Raw genomic sequence first — 13,398 nt, 5'->3', positions numbered from 1 at the left:
GGGTACCACCGCGCTGCGCGCGGTGCAAGCGAACCCCCGCGCTGCGCGCGGGGGTTGCGCTCCCGCTCCGCGGGAGCGCTGGCGGGATGCTGCGCGTCCCGCCCACCCGCCTTGCTGCGCAAGGCGGGTGACGCTCCGTCCGCTGCGCTCCCGGAGCTGTGGGGACTGCGTCCCCGCGCGGTGGCCTCCGCTGCGCTCCAGCCACCATGGGGCGCGGTGCGCCCCAAAGGCCGGCCCCGCTGCGCGGGTCGGCCAACGGGCCTGCGGCCCGGGCGGCAAAAAGGGGGAGGGTGGCCGGGGTCGGCGAGTCTGCATCAAGTGATGCACCATGTAGTTTTGGCAGAACTGGGCCACTCCCTACCACGGCGAGGGCGTCGTGGTAGGGAGTGGCCCTGCTGGCATTCTTTGATCCGGCGCTCCCCTTAATTCGGAGGAGATTTCTGCGGCTTACTCGTGCAGCGCATGAATGATTTCGGTCGAGGTCAGCTTGTGTTTACTAACCTTGTTCCAAGCCATACGCCACTTTGTTTGCCGCTCCTCCCCTTCTACACCGAAGCCGGCAAGAAAGGCCAGGAATTGCCGCTCGTCAGCCGGAAGAGCCTCCCGGCTGACGATCCGAGCCAGCGTGCTCAGTGGCAGATGCATCGCCCCACCGGCCCTTGATTGGATCTCCCGAAGCGGCGGGGCGCCGGCGTGCTCGTACAGCGCATGCAGGGCACGACTGAGGTCCGCCTGGTCCGCGATGTACTCGGGTCGGGGCTTCTTCAGATGCAGGGTGTGACGTCCCTCCATGCGTGCCTTCAGCCACAGCTCGCGCAGCTTTTGAACATCCGGGACGGGACGGGGATCGACCCGCGTCGCTGCGAAACAGGCAACACAGAAGTCCAGCACCCGGAGCCACTTCGGTACGGTTTCTCCGGATGCGGTCCGCTTAAGCGTGGCTGCCGACGCATTGGAGTACAGCGCCGCCATTTCCTCGTAGGTGACCTGTGCGGAAGCCCGGAAATCTCGCAGGTACTGAGCGAGTTTCCGCCGGTGCAAAGGCCCGTTTAGGGGGTTCTCGGAACGTCCCACGAGCTGACCCTCTCTATCGGTTGCTCGTGGCGGCAAGGACGCCGTGCGCGAGGGCTACCAGGGCGCGGCGGCCGCCGGTAACCACGATGGTCACTGCGGCGCCGATCCCGCCGCAGCCGGCGAGGAAGGCGAAGATGTCGGAGACCGGCATGCCCACCACGTACAGCACGCAGCCGATCATCGGGAAGACGATCAAAGGCAGGACGTGCGGCAGCGTCAGCCTGCTGGTGCCGAACACTTCGCCCGTATGCGGGGGACTGCTCTGCTTGAGCATGACGGAGACAGGGATGTTTTCGGGTACGGCACGGGAGCCGCTGTTCTTCGGCATCAGCCCTCATTCGTCCGGTTCGAGGGGTGCGCCCATACGAAGCGGCGCACCCCTCCTCTCTGGGTGCAACCCGCGCTGGCCGTCACGCAGTTGGCGCTGCGTCACGCACGGGCACTAACAGTCTTCCAGGCCCCACGCCGTGGCCCGCAACGCGGGCATACCCCCCTATGGCCGTTAAGTCTGCTATGCCGTTTCATTGGCTCATCTGTGTATCGTCTTCCATAAGTGGAAGAGGCCCTGTGTCCGCGCGCGCCGTCTGACTCTGAACTGCGCAAACGTGGGCGCACGGGGTCGGGGTTTTCGCATGCGGGAACCCCAGCTCACCCGACGCACAGCGGATTGGCTCACTCGCGTACATGTCGCCTTTGCCGATCTCCCTATATAGGGAGCACACTGGCTTTCAACCTCGACGTACGTACAACGAGGTCGAAAGCCCTTGGTCCACTGGGTGCAACCAAGAACTACGGGCATCAGGCGGAAAGCGTGTTGGCGCACGCCCCGCCAACAGAATGGGGAGGCTACCGGCCTCCCCATTCTGCTTGTCAGCACAAGAACGGACAGCTCCCCCAACTGACAACGCGGCCCAACGGCCCTGCGTTGCTGCAGCAGCGCAGGGCGGGGCCTTGCGGCGTCCGGGTGAATGGCCTGCGGCAACAAGCGCGTACGGGTTGTGCGTCAGGTCCGCAACGGGCCGGGCGCCGGGGCCGGTCCGCGGCCAGCCTGCGGGGATGGACAAGTTGATCGAGTTGGCCAGCACGCTCGTCTCCGGTGCGGTCATCGCCGTCCTGGCATCGTGGCTGACCAGCCGCGCTCGCGACCGTCAGGAGCAGCAGGCCGAGGTCGGTGCCCTGCGGGTGCAGGCCGACGCGATGACGGTGGCGGTAATGGAACTGCAGGGCGCGGCCGCCGCCAACCGTCTGCTGTGGGAGGGGCCGGTCGAACGCGGCCGGACGTTCCTGCTGACAGTGCTCGCCTTCGCCGGCGGCGCCGCGCGAGCCCGGATCGCCGGCGGCACGGACGTGCAAAGCGGGCTGGTGGGCTTCGGGCGCGCGGCTGAGCTGCTGAGCCGGGAGCGGGTGGCCGGCAAGCAGACCGCGGCCGCTGTGCGGGAGCCGCTCACCCGGGCCGCCACCGCGGCCGCCCCGCTCATGCGCTGCTCCGACCCGGCCGTCGTCACCGCCACCGAGCAGCTGCTGAACGCCCTGGCCGATGTGGAGAACACCGCGCGCCTGGAGGCCGCCCTGGAGGCCTTCGGCCGGGCCGTCAACGCGGCCACCGCGCCGCGGCTCTCCTGGTGGTCGCGTCGGCGTGCCAGGCCGGACCAGCTGACGGTGCTCTAGCGGCGCATCGCCTGGCTGCAGCACGATTTCCATGTACTCCGTGTCAGTGAACACCGTGCTTAGGCCGTGTCCAAGAGCCTGCTGCGGCGATCACGGAGGACGCCGCCGGCTCATTGCCCTCACGCCCAAAAAGGAGAAGTAGTGGCAGGCAAACACCTCACCACCCAAAATGCGCTGATCACGACGGCCTCAGTTGAGGTGAAGACGCTCACTATCAGCGGTAAGCAGGTCACACTCGCCGTGTTCCGACAACTCCGCGAGGAACCGCTTATCAGCGAGGACGGCAGCCTCAACGGTGATCCTTGGGGTGTCGTGAACTACCATCCCGAGAAGTGCGGCAATGCAGTCGCTCACTGGCACGTCGTCTGGCAACGCGGCACCGAAATTTTTCGCGCAGCAGTAATCCAAACTCCGGAGTTCGACCCTGGTCCGCTGCGTCATGTGCCCCAGACCTTTGATGACGATGCGGCAGACCGGTACGTGACGAGCCATGTCCTCCAGTGGCTGAACGGGCGAACCGACCAGCAGTTCCTGAAGGTCCCCAAATACCCCGGGGAGCATGTGAGCGACAGTGTCACTATGAGCAGCCCTCATGGCTTCAAGGTCACGGGATACGCGTCAAAGGCAGCTACGGCTGCCCTCGCCGCTAAGGGCGAGATGGATCAGCGTGCGCAGTCACTCGCCAGCGCGCGGGAAGAGCTGAGCCAGCCGCCGACCCCATTCAACACACAGGAGCAGAAGCAGCAGCAAGTGACCCGCACGCAGGCAGCACTCGAAAAAGCCCAACAGCAGTTCCGTGTCGCCTGCGTCGCCCTTGAGAACGAAGTCGCCGAGTGGGGCAGCCATGCGGAAATCTCGACCGCCCTAACTGAGGCTGTGCAGGCAGAAGCGGAACGACGTGAACGGCACCGCGCCTCACACGCCACGATCGCCGCACTCCCGCAGCTATTCATCGCAGTCTGACAAGAATCCGTCAGGGCCCGCGGGCACCGGACCCTGCCCCCGTAGGATGCGAGCCGCCTCGTCCCCGGCAGATGGAATGCTGGGGACGAGGCGGCTTCACGGGGTGGTCCTGCCCTACAGGGAGATGTCGATCTCCTCCTGTTGGTGAACTCCACGCCCAGGCCGTGCGCACGGGTGTTGTTGGCGCGGAAGTACATCTCCGCTAGGCCCTCGGCAGCGATGCGCTGCAGCGGCTGCACGCGGCTGAAAAGGTGGAGAACACAGCGCGCTTGGAGGCGTCGGCCGGGCGGTCAACGCGGCCGCCGCTCCGCTACTGTTTTGGTGGGTGCGGCGGCGCCGCGCCCAGGCTCAGCGACCACCGATACCTGGCCGGCGATAGAAGAAGTACCGCAGCGCTCACGCACGCTAGTTCAAGGCCTTGGTCAGCTCGCGGTTGGCTGCTCGTGCGGCAGTGAGCTCAGCGGGCGCAGACATAGTGGTCACTGCCACGCTTCTTTTTCCGTCTGGGCCCGGGCGGTCGGCAAGAGAGAGGTGCGGAGTCGTTCTTGGCCCCTGCGGATGCGGTAGGCGACGGTGTTCCGGTGCACGCCCATGTAGCGGGCGATCTCGTCAGTGGGGTAGCCGAGTACGTAGCGCAGGACGATGACAGTGAACTGCTGCTCAGGCAACTCTAGGATCGCGTTGTACAGGTCGTTCGTACTGCTGTCGATCTCAAGCTGGCTGCGGACGTACTCCAGGAAGCGGACCCCGTTATTACCGGTGTCCTTCTGGAGGCGTTGGATGACGTGGCTGCGCAGGATCGCCTGTGCCTGCTGTTCGACGTCGGCCTGCTGCAGCTCTTCCCAGCCCATGAGAATCTCCAGAAACACCTGGTGGACCACCTGTTCTGCAGTCGGCCGACTGCCGAGGTGGAGTTCCGCGAAGTCATGGAAGAACTGCTGATACGCCAGGTAGAAGGCCTCGAATTCGAGCGGCAGGTCCGGAGGGGCCTGTAGAGCTTGTTGTGGCTCACCGCCGGGGTAAGCGATCCGATGACGGAGTTCGACGATCCTGTGGACGGTCTGGGCCCGGCTGAGCGGGGTCCGCTCGCGCAGCCGCCGGGCGGCCGAGCCGCCCAAGGACGACTTCTCCAGCAGCGCGTCGAAGTCATCGTCTTGGTGGCTGGCCATGCTGGTCACCTTCTTCCCTCTCCCGCTTCTCCTTTGACCGCCACCGGTAAAGCATTCCTTCGACGGCCCGGACTGACTTAGCGTCCAGGATCTGGCGGATCTCCTCCTGCGAGTAGCCGTCGACAGTCAAGGCGACTGTTGCCCGTGTTCTTGGGTCCTTGATGACCCGCAGGCGTTCCAGCACTTCCAGATTGCCGTGGACTTCGGCGGCCACGCTAAGCGGGCTGATGGGGTCCTCGTAGAGCTCCTGTTGCCGGTGCAGGGCGCGGCTCTGTCGTTCTTCACCAGCCCGATACCGGCGGAACTCGTTGGGGAAGTCGTATGCGCAGGCGCCCATGAAGTAGGTGGTGATGCTCGCACCTCCCTCATAGGTCCAACCCCCCTCGATGAGCGCACGCTGCCGGAAGCGGGGCAGGGCGCGGGCCACGGTCATGGTCGCCAGCTCCTCCCGCAGGTCGCTGTTCGAAGCGAGCTCCTCTAGGTCGAGCTCGTGTGGGTTAAGGCCGAAGCCTCGGTCGGCGACCAAGTGGAAGATGAACCCGGAGTGCATCCAGCCGCGCAGCACCGAGATGCCGTAGCGGACTAGTTCCTCCACGAAGCGGTCGTAACGCGATCCCTCGAAGCCGTCCCGGGCCAGTACCTCCAGGATCCGCTGGTCGCTCATCCTGCGGTCGATGCTCTGCTGCAGCTGCCTGGCTTCGCGGCTGTGACGGCCGCTCAGCTGACGCAGGTCGTCTTCGGACACGGGCGCGCCCAGGTTTTGCGGCCCGAGCTGACCTGAAGGTTGTAGGTCCCGGGCGCGCGCGGCTGCGAACTGCCCGCCCGCGTCGTCGCCCTGCATCTCCTCTCCCTTTCGGTCGTCGTCCAGCCCGCCCTCACATGCGTGGGGGTGCGCCTACGTCGCCCCCTTGTAGGTGGGCCGCATTGAGGCACCCCACGGACTTTCTTCAAGATTTTTGGACACGGTGCAGGAACGAAATTGGTCCGTGGGGTGCCGGGCCAAGCGCGACGTAGGAACAGGCGTCTGACAACACCAACACCCTGGAGAAGTACGTGAGTTCCACCCCGTCTCCTGCGCCGTTGACTCCGCCTGAGCCCTCCGGACCCGGCCCGTTCATGACACAGCACACCGCCATCATCCTCCTGGCGGCGGTCGTCATCGGATTGGTCATCGGGGGACTCACGTTCCTCAGCGGCACACCGGTCGCCGGAGCGATCCTCGCGGGCCTGGTCAGCGCAGGCGGCAGTGTGCCGGTGTTGCGCACTCTCATCGGGTGACGTCATCGAGTGGAAGCGAAAACAGGCTTGAGCGTCTTTTCCGGCAGGCGAGCAGGGTTTCCGTTCGCCGGCGGTGCCACCTGGACCCGGATCGCCGGTGGTACCGACGGGCTGGCTGAGCGCACTTGCGGACTTCGGGCAGGCAGCGGAGCTCCTGGGCCGGGAGCGACGGGTCACGAAACAGACCGCGGCTGCGGTGCGGGAGCCGCTCACCCGGGTCGCCGCCGCAGCCGCCCCGCTGATGCGCTGCTCCGCCTCGGCTGTTGTCACCGCCACCGAGCAGCTGCTGCAGGCGGCTGGAGACGTGGAGAACACTGCTCTCCTGGAGGTGCACTGGAGGTGTTCGGGTGCGCGGCCGGGGGCACAGTCGGCAAGCACGCCAGCGAGACAGAAAAGTCCCTCTTGGGTGCTCCACCGTACCGCGCTACGCATGGCACTGCCATGCGTAAAGCCGCAGGTCAGAGTGGGTGCAGGGGTCTTCGGATGCGCTACGCTGACGGTCGTCATGCACCTCCCGACGTGGTGTGCGGCTCTGCCTGCGCGCCCTGATCCGTGAAGGACACATTCCGGTGCCCTCCCCCAGCCGCGACCCGAACGTGCTTGCCTTACTGGGCCTTGTGGCCGTCCTGGCCATCCTCGCGATCAGCGGCATCGCGTTGTACGTGACGTACCAGCACCCAGCCCTTGCCCAGCCCCTCACGGTCGCGGCGAGCGTCGCGGCGGTCCTGCTCACCGCCGTAGGGCTCACCCTCACCCGCCGTTGACGCCCATCTGCCGCCCCGGGCGCCGCCGCGTCCGTGAGGGCGCGCGACCCCGCCGACGCGCGCGCCTTGGGCCGGGGCGCTGAAGAAGAACCCGCGGCGCGGCGAGAATCGAACGATGACCGACCGCCGCCCACTGGGCACCGGACTCACCCACGCCGAGCCACCTCACGCGGACGACAGCCCGCCCCCGGCGCCGTCCTGGCCGCCACCGAGCCGAGGCCCCGGCGGCCGGGTGAGCACGGGCGGCCCCGCCAGCACGCAACGTGCCGCAGCCAGCGCGGCGTCAGTCCCGGCCCAGCCACCAGCGACGCGACCAACGGCGCCGGCCTGCCCGAAGCGGCACCGTGCTAGCCGCCCCGGCCTCCGCGGGTGCCGCCCGGCCAAGGCTCGGGACCATACCCGCGGGCGCGGCCCATTGCCACCACACCGCCCACTCACACCCGCCGCCGGACGGCTGCCCTCACGCACCTGTCACGGACCGTAGCGGCGGCGGGGTGGGTCGTGCCGGATGTACTGTGCGGAGATGCGGTGAGTGAACCGGCGGATCACTCGTCTAGTTGCTGCAGTTCCGCGGCTTGGGGGTGTTCAATCAGCGCGAGTCCGTCGACGAGGGCTTGGTAGTGAGGGCGTGTCGGCTTCGTCAGGAATGGATGCAGGTCCCGCAGCCAGTCGGCCAGTGCAAATCCCGGTGATCGGGGGAGGCCGTCAGGACCCAGCACGAGCTGGCGGACCCAGCGCAGTCCTGGTTCGAGCTGCTCGGGGATCAGCTGTGTCTTGAGTAGGTCGATGAGGTGGTCGGCAGCGAATTGGCCTGGTTCCGCCCAGGTGGTCCAGGCGTCGATCAGATCCTCAAGGGGAGCCAGGGACAGCCACTGGTCCCGTGCACGGTGCAAGGTGGCGTCTGGATCCGGATCTCCCAGGGACAAGATGGGCTGAGGGATCAGTTCCTCCAGCAGCCGCTCCTGGGCGAACTGCTGGAAAGAGCTGTCGCGTCGTTCCCAGTCCTTTATCAGTTCCTCGTCTTCGCATGTTTCATCGGGGAAAGCGCGGTGCTGCTGTACCGGCTGCGTCAGCGCTGTCTCCATCAGGTGGGGCCAGACGGTGCCCAAAGATTTGATCAGCTCGGGCTCGTAGGTCGCTGTGAGCTTCAAGCCGTACAGCAGGGGGCTGAGCGCGTATGCGGAAGAGGCGAGAGCCTCGCCCAGAGCGTTCAGTACCTCCGGTTCGGCGTCAGCGGTCCGCAGCAGGGCCGCGGCCAGTGAGCAGTGTTGCTCCGCCGTGCGGTGGTAGTCCAGGTCTTCCCAGGCGCAGGCGGTACGCGTATAGGCATTCAGAAGGGAGGTTCGCAGGGTGCGAGCCTGGGCTGTTGTGCAGTGCTGTGTCCGCGCAGCTTCCAATACGGCCGGCAGCACCGTGCCCAGGGTGGCCATCGCTCCTTCATCACCGGTCAGTTGGTCGAGACTCGTTACCGGCGGGCGCGAGGAGCCATGGCCGCGCAGGAATGCGTTGGCTTCCTCCAATACCAGCTGTACGCCAGCTTGTATGGCGTCCCATGCCACGGCATGGTGACACCAAGGCTCCCCGTCGGCACAGGCAGCAGACCACACCGGCCGCAGGCCCTCGACCGTGGATGCACGTATCTCGTGCGCGGCAGCTTCCGCGCAGGCGATGATCGCCGCGCGGACTCGCTCCCGGCGTCGGCCGTCTCGCAGCGGCGAGTCCGTGCCGGCTCCCACGTCCACCAGGAGATGTGGGAGGGCCAGGGCCACCATGCGCTGTGCTCCCCAGGGCAGGGTGGCAGCGTCGAGTTGAGTCCGCTCCTCCTCGGTCACGGACGTCAGCAAGTCCACCGACCACGCGAGATCGTCAGCCGGGAGCTGCGCTCCCTGAACGACGGCATGAATGGCAGCCGCCGCCACAGCACAGACCGCGTCCCAGACTTCTACATCACTGCTCGCGAGACTGCGGGCCGCAGCGAGGTCCAGGAGCAACTGGTCGGAGTCGAAGCCTTTCGGTGCCATGGCTCGGTGCGGTGGACGCTGAAAAAGCGCATATCGGTTGATCAATTCATAGCGCTTGCGGCTTAGAGCGGACTCAGTGCGGCGCTTGGCCAGCTCCTGTGCGACATCGTCTGATGGCCGCACCACGATGGCCGTCTGATCCCCTTCTGACACCAGCGCGAAGCGTTCCCAGTCCAGATGGTCCGCCCAGTTCGCCACGGCCAGCGGATCCGGGCTCTCAGGCGCAGCCGCGCGCAGCCGCTTCCCTACCTCCTTCAGTCTGGTCAGGGCCGGCTCGTCGTTGCGGCGTTTGGCCAGGACGACCAAGCGCATCGCCACTTCCTCAGGAAAACGATCCAATCGATCGTTGTCATGAAGGTCTGCCTGTTTGCCGAACACCCGGTTGTTTGCGACTCGGCTGTACTCCAGCTCCCATACCGCAGGAGATGACAGGAATCCGTCCAGCTCGTCCGTCACCTCCTCCAGGTGCCGAACCAGTAGGCCGTAGGCCAAGCCGGCGCCAGCGGAAGTTCCCACATTGACCAGGACCGCCCGGGCAGCCTGGGGCGCTGACACACAATCCGCCTGGATCAGTTCCTCCCATCGCCGTTCGAGGGCCATCAGAGCACTCATACACGGCTGAGGACCGCTCAGCACGCCGCGATACCAAGCCCACGCATGATCCCCACCGGGATACTGCTGCACACCCATACCCGGATATGCGATGCGCAGGCCCGCATCCTGCGCTTTTTCCCCGTCAGCTGCGCCCGCTACCAGCTCGGCATCGAGCAGTGCCTTGATCAGCGCTGTGCCCTGCTGAAGATCAGCAGACAGAAGGGCGTAGAACGGCCCTCGGTACCACGCTGCCTGCCCCCGTTCCCTGATACCCCAGTACTCATGCCTGCCGCCGTCCCGGCGACGCCTGGACGCTGCATGGCCTGGGCGCAAGGAACGAGGCCGGTAGTAGGCCAGGGCCAGTTCTCCCAGGAGAGCGGCGTCGGTCGCTGCGAGGCACCGAGCCGCGTGCACACGGTCGACCGCGTGCATCATTACGTGAGGCCGCCGCTGGGCCACATCACGCAACAGGGTGCTCGCAGCCTCATCACGATCACTACCGAGCAGCGCCAATGCCTCGAGGAAGCCTTCTGAGGGATACTTCGGCGCCGCTTGCAGCAGTCTTTCCCGCAACAGCACCCGGACAGGACGGTAGCCGGTGATGTCGGCCTTCACGGCCTCGTCTTCCGACACTGCCCGCAGCCAGCCCAGCACCAGCTCGTCGTCGGCCTCGCCCTCACCAGGAGCGAGAAACGGAGTACGCTGTCGCACCAGCCAGGCCACCACCGGCGCCGTGACCAGCGCATCACTCACGCCCCCTTGCGCGAAGCGCAGTGCTACACACCGCAAGAGCGCTGTCAAAAGAGCGGGCTCCCTCAACAGGCGCCCTGTCAAAGCTTCCAGAGCTTCACCGCACCAGCTGGCGGACAGAACCGCCTCCCAGGGCACTTCCTCCCACCGCGAACCGTGGGCCTTTGCCAGCTCTTGGAATTGCGCGTAGGTCGTGCTCCACCAGGCCACGAAAGTGTCGGGGGACTTCGGCCGCAGCCGCACCTGACAGACGATCCGCGCGGCGCGTAGCGCACACCGGGCCCCGTGAAGTTCCAGCAATTGTGGACCATCGTCGAGAAGGAGCCGTCGGGCGATGGCGAAATCCCTCAGCACATCGTGAGCGAAGTCGTGTTCCCTGCCCGATACTGCCGATGCCCCGCCTAGAGGCGCCAAGAGGCCGTCCGACCGTAGCGACGCCAGCGCCGCTCCCGACAGCGCAGAATTGCGGCGACCCGACAGTTGTTCCCCAGCCAGCGAGACCATCACCCTCGTCCGGTCATCAGGACCTACGCCTTCCGCCTTCTGCCGCTGGACCAGCGCGTCCCACACGTGGATGTACACGTCGGCCTCACTGGTCAGCACCGCTGGCAGGTCACCGCCATGGTCAATAGACCGCAGTAGGAGATCGACGACAGCCAGACGACGCAGCAACCATCGAGAGCGCGGATCACGGGCCAAGCGTGTCAACTCGGGCGCGGCAGCCAGAACGGTCTGGATCTCCGCGTCGTCCAGCGGCGGAACGCGGAAGTCAACCACTCCCGCAGAACTGAAGCGCTGCACCAGCCCGCCAAGACCATCTGCGGCGTCGTCCCGCCCCACCAGCACCGGTGTAATCTCCGCGGCCAGCGCGGCCTCCACGGCCTCCGCGCACAGATCCTCAAAACCCTCCAGGACGCCTTCCACACCGTCCAGGACCAGCACCTTCTGCCGCACGTCTGCCGAATCTGCACTCACTGCGACAGCCTTACCAATAAGCCTCGCCAACGCTCCCGCATGTGTCCGCATCGCCGTCAAAGGAGCCACCAGAACGGCAGCCGACTGCGCACGCAGGTCATCAACGACCCGCAGAGCAAGAGACGACTTGCCCACACCAGGCTCACCACGCACCACCACGACCTGGCCCTTGCCGGCCTGCCGCACCACGCCGACAAGACCCGTCTGCACACGATCGCGGCCCAGCAGCATCTCCCCGCTTCCCGCGACATTGATAGCCTGCGGCAAGCGCCGCAAAAGCGACTCCCACTGGCGGAACTGCTCGGCGGCTTCCTCCCCCACCTGCTCAAGAACAGGTGCGGTTCCCACATGATGTTCGAATAGGGCGGCGAAGTCGGGGGCGGTGGCGAAGGCGTAGACGGGTGCGGCGTGCAGACGCCGATTGTCGAACTCCGCGTCATCACGGACCACGACCCCTACCAGCACTTCTTCGCAAAAGATGGCGGCGCCCGAGACTCCGGACCACGGCCGCTCGTTGTTCTGGCTGCGTGGACGAGGTGCTGCGGCTTGGTCCAGGACGAAGGTGCCTCCCGGGCCGCTGGCCAGCGAGGGCAGATCTCCCCGCAAGTGCTCCACCCGCCGCTGGGTGCCGTCGTACTCGGCCAGCCGGGGAAAACCTAGCCCTTGGTAGGGCAGGACCTTTCCCCCACCAGGCCGCCCCCACCTTACCGAGCCCACACAGGCTACGGCCTCGTCAAGCCGAACCAGGGCCACATCCGCGCCATCGCGACCGGCCCAGCAAACCTGACCCCAGCGCCGGACCGGCTCTCCATAATCGTGATGCCCGACCCGCACCTCGATGCGCTCGAACCGCTCTCCGGTGCGGGAGTCATGGACGGTGTGCCATGCAGTCAACACCAACCGCGGCGCCACCAAGTACCCCGACCCGTGGGAGCGCGCACCCAATGAATCACCGGCGCGTACGTCAGCAAGCCGCCGCGGATCCACGCCCTTACTCCCTGTGGTCCCAGGGGCGAAGTTGCTGCCGGTTCACCTCAGCATTACGCCCACCCAGCGCCTCGTCCCGCACCTTCAGCTTCAACGTCAGCCGATGCGTACGCGCGCTGGCCACCGAAGCATCAACGCCAGCAGTCACAACACCGAACTGCAACTTCACCCCCGGTTTCACATCCCGCCGAAGCTCCAGGAGCAATTCCAGATGAGCCTCCTCGATCTCGAAGCGCAGCTGCTGATGTGCGCCAGCATCCTGCGCCACGCCGAGCTCGGCCCGCAACGACTCGATCGCCTGGGCCAGACCGGTGCCCTCCACCTCTATCTCATTCATCTGGAAGTCCCCGCCGTCACTCATACCCGCCCCTTTCCGCAGCCCAGGCCTCCGCTGAATACGCGAAGCGCACAATACAACTACAGGCTGCAACCACGTAATTCAGGCCCTCGCCATGGACGGCCGCACCCTTCGGCCGCTGGGGCAAGGTCCGGGACGGCGCGCTTCCCGCCTTGACACGCCGTCACTGACACCAAACCGGCACATCGCACCGATGCGCCTCATCGTCAATGTTCGAATCACTCGAACACTTCCATCCAAATTTGGATGGCCGCTGCTTGCCTAGTGATTCAGCGGCCGTGAGCCTTCATCCAGCGCAGGAGAGCCTTGTAGACCGTGGGGTCGGCGAAGGCTTCGGCGAGGCTGCGGGTGAGTTCCTGGCGGGGGATGCGGCCGCGCTTGAGGTCGTCAGTGAACTGCCGCGCGCTTATCCACGGCCTGTCGCAACAGGTCGTCGGCCGCCCCCGTTACGCCCGGCAGGTCGCCGAGACGGCCGCTCTGGGCGTCCACGTCGTACGGCTCCGCAGCGGACGTCAGGCAAACGCGTGGCTCACCCGGCAGCTCACCGGACGGTGACCCGGGCACCGGGGCCCGACGTGCGATATCTCGGCCTCGTGTCAGTGAACCCCGCTGCCCGTGTCAGCAGCGGACCGTCACTCATCCCCACCATGACCAGCACAAAGACGGCGGAAAGCAGCCGCCGACGACTGCCGACCACTCCACTGACACAAACCCGACACATCGCAGGGAAAAGCCGGGTGGTGATCTTGGTGAGGCGGCTACCGCCGTGTCGCTCGGTCGCCGCGATCCCCACCAGA

At 66.4% G+C, this 13,398-nt stretch carries 11 protein-coding genes; 5 read left to right on the top strand and 6 right to left on the bottom strand.

All coding sequences use genetic code 11. From position 1 onward, the window contains the following. Nucleotides 1–447 precede the first annotated feature (447 nt). Together DIZ27_RS45375 and DIZ27_RS41330 are read right to left on the bottom strand one after the other, a co-directional pair. The gene (locus DIZ27_RS45375; RefSeq protein WP_146229094.1) at nt 448–1,074 is read right to left on the bottom strand and encodes a helix-turn-helix domain-containing protein; all 627 of its coding nucleotides are present in this window, start codon (nt 1,072–1,074) and stop codon (nt 448–450) included. 13 nt (nt 1,075–1,087) lie between these two features. Next, nucleotides 1,088–1,402: a hypothetical protein gene (locus tag DIZ27_RS41330; RefSeq protein ID WP_109383468.1), complete on the bottom strand. Its 315-nt coding sequence runs from the start codon at nt 1,400–1,402 to the stop codon at nt 1,088–1,090. 728 nt (nt 1,403–2,130) lie between these two features. On the opposite strand from DIZ27_RS41330, the gene DIZ27_RS41325 reads away from it, so the two are divergent. After that, complete coding sequence (locus DIZ27_RS41325) at nt 2,131–2,742, top strand: hypothetical protein (protein ID WP_109383467.1); 612 nt, start codon at nt 2,131–2,133, stop codon at nt 2,740–2,742. Between the two features lie 141 nt (nt 2,743–2,883). Further along, nucleotides 2,884–3,705, top strand: a complete 822-nt coding sequence (locus DIZ27_RS46320) for a hypothetical protein (protein WP_181383959.1) — start codon at nt 2,884–2,886, stop codon at nt 3,703–3,705. Between the two features lie 479 nt (nt 3,706–4,184). Here the strand turns inward: DIZ27_RS46320 and DIZ27_RS41310 are convergent, their stop codons facing one another. Further along, on the bottom strand, nt 4,185–4,874 hold the full coding sequence (locus tag DIZ27_RS41310) for a sigma-70 family RNA polymerase sigma factor (protein WP_109383465.1): 690 nt from the start codon (nt 4,872–4,874) through the stop codon (nt 4,185–4,187). Beyond that, on the bottom strand, nt 4,852–5,715 hold the full coding sequence (locus tag DIZ27_RS41305) for a hypothetical protein (protein WP_109383464.1): 864 nt from the start codon (nt 5,713–5,715) through the stop codon (nt 4,852–4,854). Before DIZ27_RS41305 ends, DIZ27_RS41310 begins: the two co-directional genes overlap by 23 nt. A 275-nt stretch (nt 5,716–5,990) precedes the next feature. Between DIZ27_RS41305 and DIZ27_RS46315 the strand changes: the two genes are divergently transcribed. Continuing rightward, complete coding sequence (locus tag DIZ27_RS46315) at nt 5,991–6,152, top strand: hypothetical protein (RefSeq protein ID WP_181383958.1); 162 nt, start codon at nt 5,991–5,993, stop codon at nt 6,150–6,152. A gap of 569 nt (nt 6,153–6,721) precedes the next feature. Continuing rightward, a complete protein-coding gene (locus tag DIZ27_RS41300; RefSeq protein ID WP_109383463.1) occupies nt 6,722–6,916 on the top strand; it encodes a hypothetical protein in 195 nt (64 codons plus the stop codon). Nucleotides 6,917–7,461: 545 nt separating this feature from the next. On the opposite strand, the gene DIZ27_RS41295 is transcribed toward DIZ27_RS41300, so the two are convergent. Together DIZ27_RS41295 and DIZ27_RS41290 are read right to left on the bottom strand one after the other, a co-directional pair. Continuing rightward, nucleotides 7,462–11,871, bottom strand: coding sequence for a hypothetical protein (locus DIZ27_RS41295; protein ID WP_146229093.1), 4,410 nt, complete (start codon nt 11,869–11,871; stop codon nt 7,462–7,464). A gap of 376 nt (nt 11,872–12,247) precedes the next feature. Then, nucleotides 12,248–12,604 (bottom strand): trypco2 family protein, encoded by a 357-nt coding sequence (locus tag DIZ27_RS41290; protein ID WP_258308833.1) that lies wholly within the window; start codon nt 12,602–12,604, stop codon nt 12,248–12,250. A 375-nt stretch (nt 12,605–12,979) separates the two neighbouring features. Between DIZ27_RS41290 and DIZ27_RS41285 the strand changes: the two genes are divergently transcribed. Then, the gene (locus DIZ27_RS41285; protein ID WP_181383957.1) at nt 12,980–13,156 is read left to right on the top strand and encodes a hypothetical protein; all 177 of its coding nucleotides are present in this window, start codon (nt 12,980–12,982) and stop codon (nt 13,154–13,156) included. Nucleotides 13,157–13,398: the final 242 nt, after the last annotated feature.

This window comes from Streptomyces sp. NWU339 (genome assembly GCF_003143855.1).
Taxonomy (GTDB): domain Bacteria; phylum Actinomycetota; class Actinomycetes; order Streptomycetales; family Streptomycetaceae; genus Streptomyces.
Note: the sequence above shows the minus strand (reverse complement) of the source record. Positions and strands in the feature narration are given on the sequence as shown.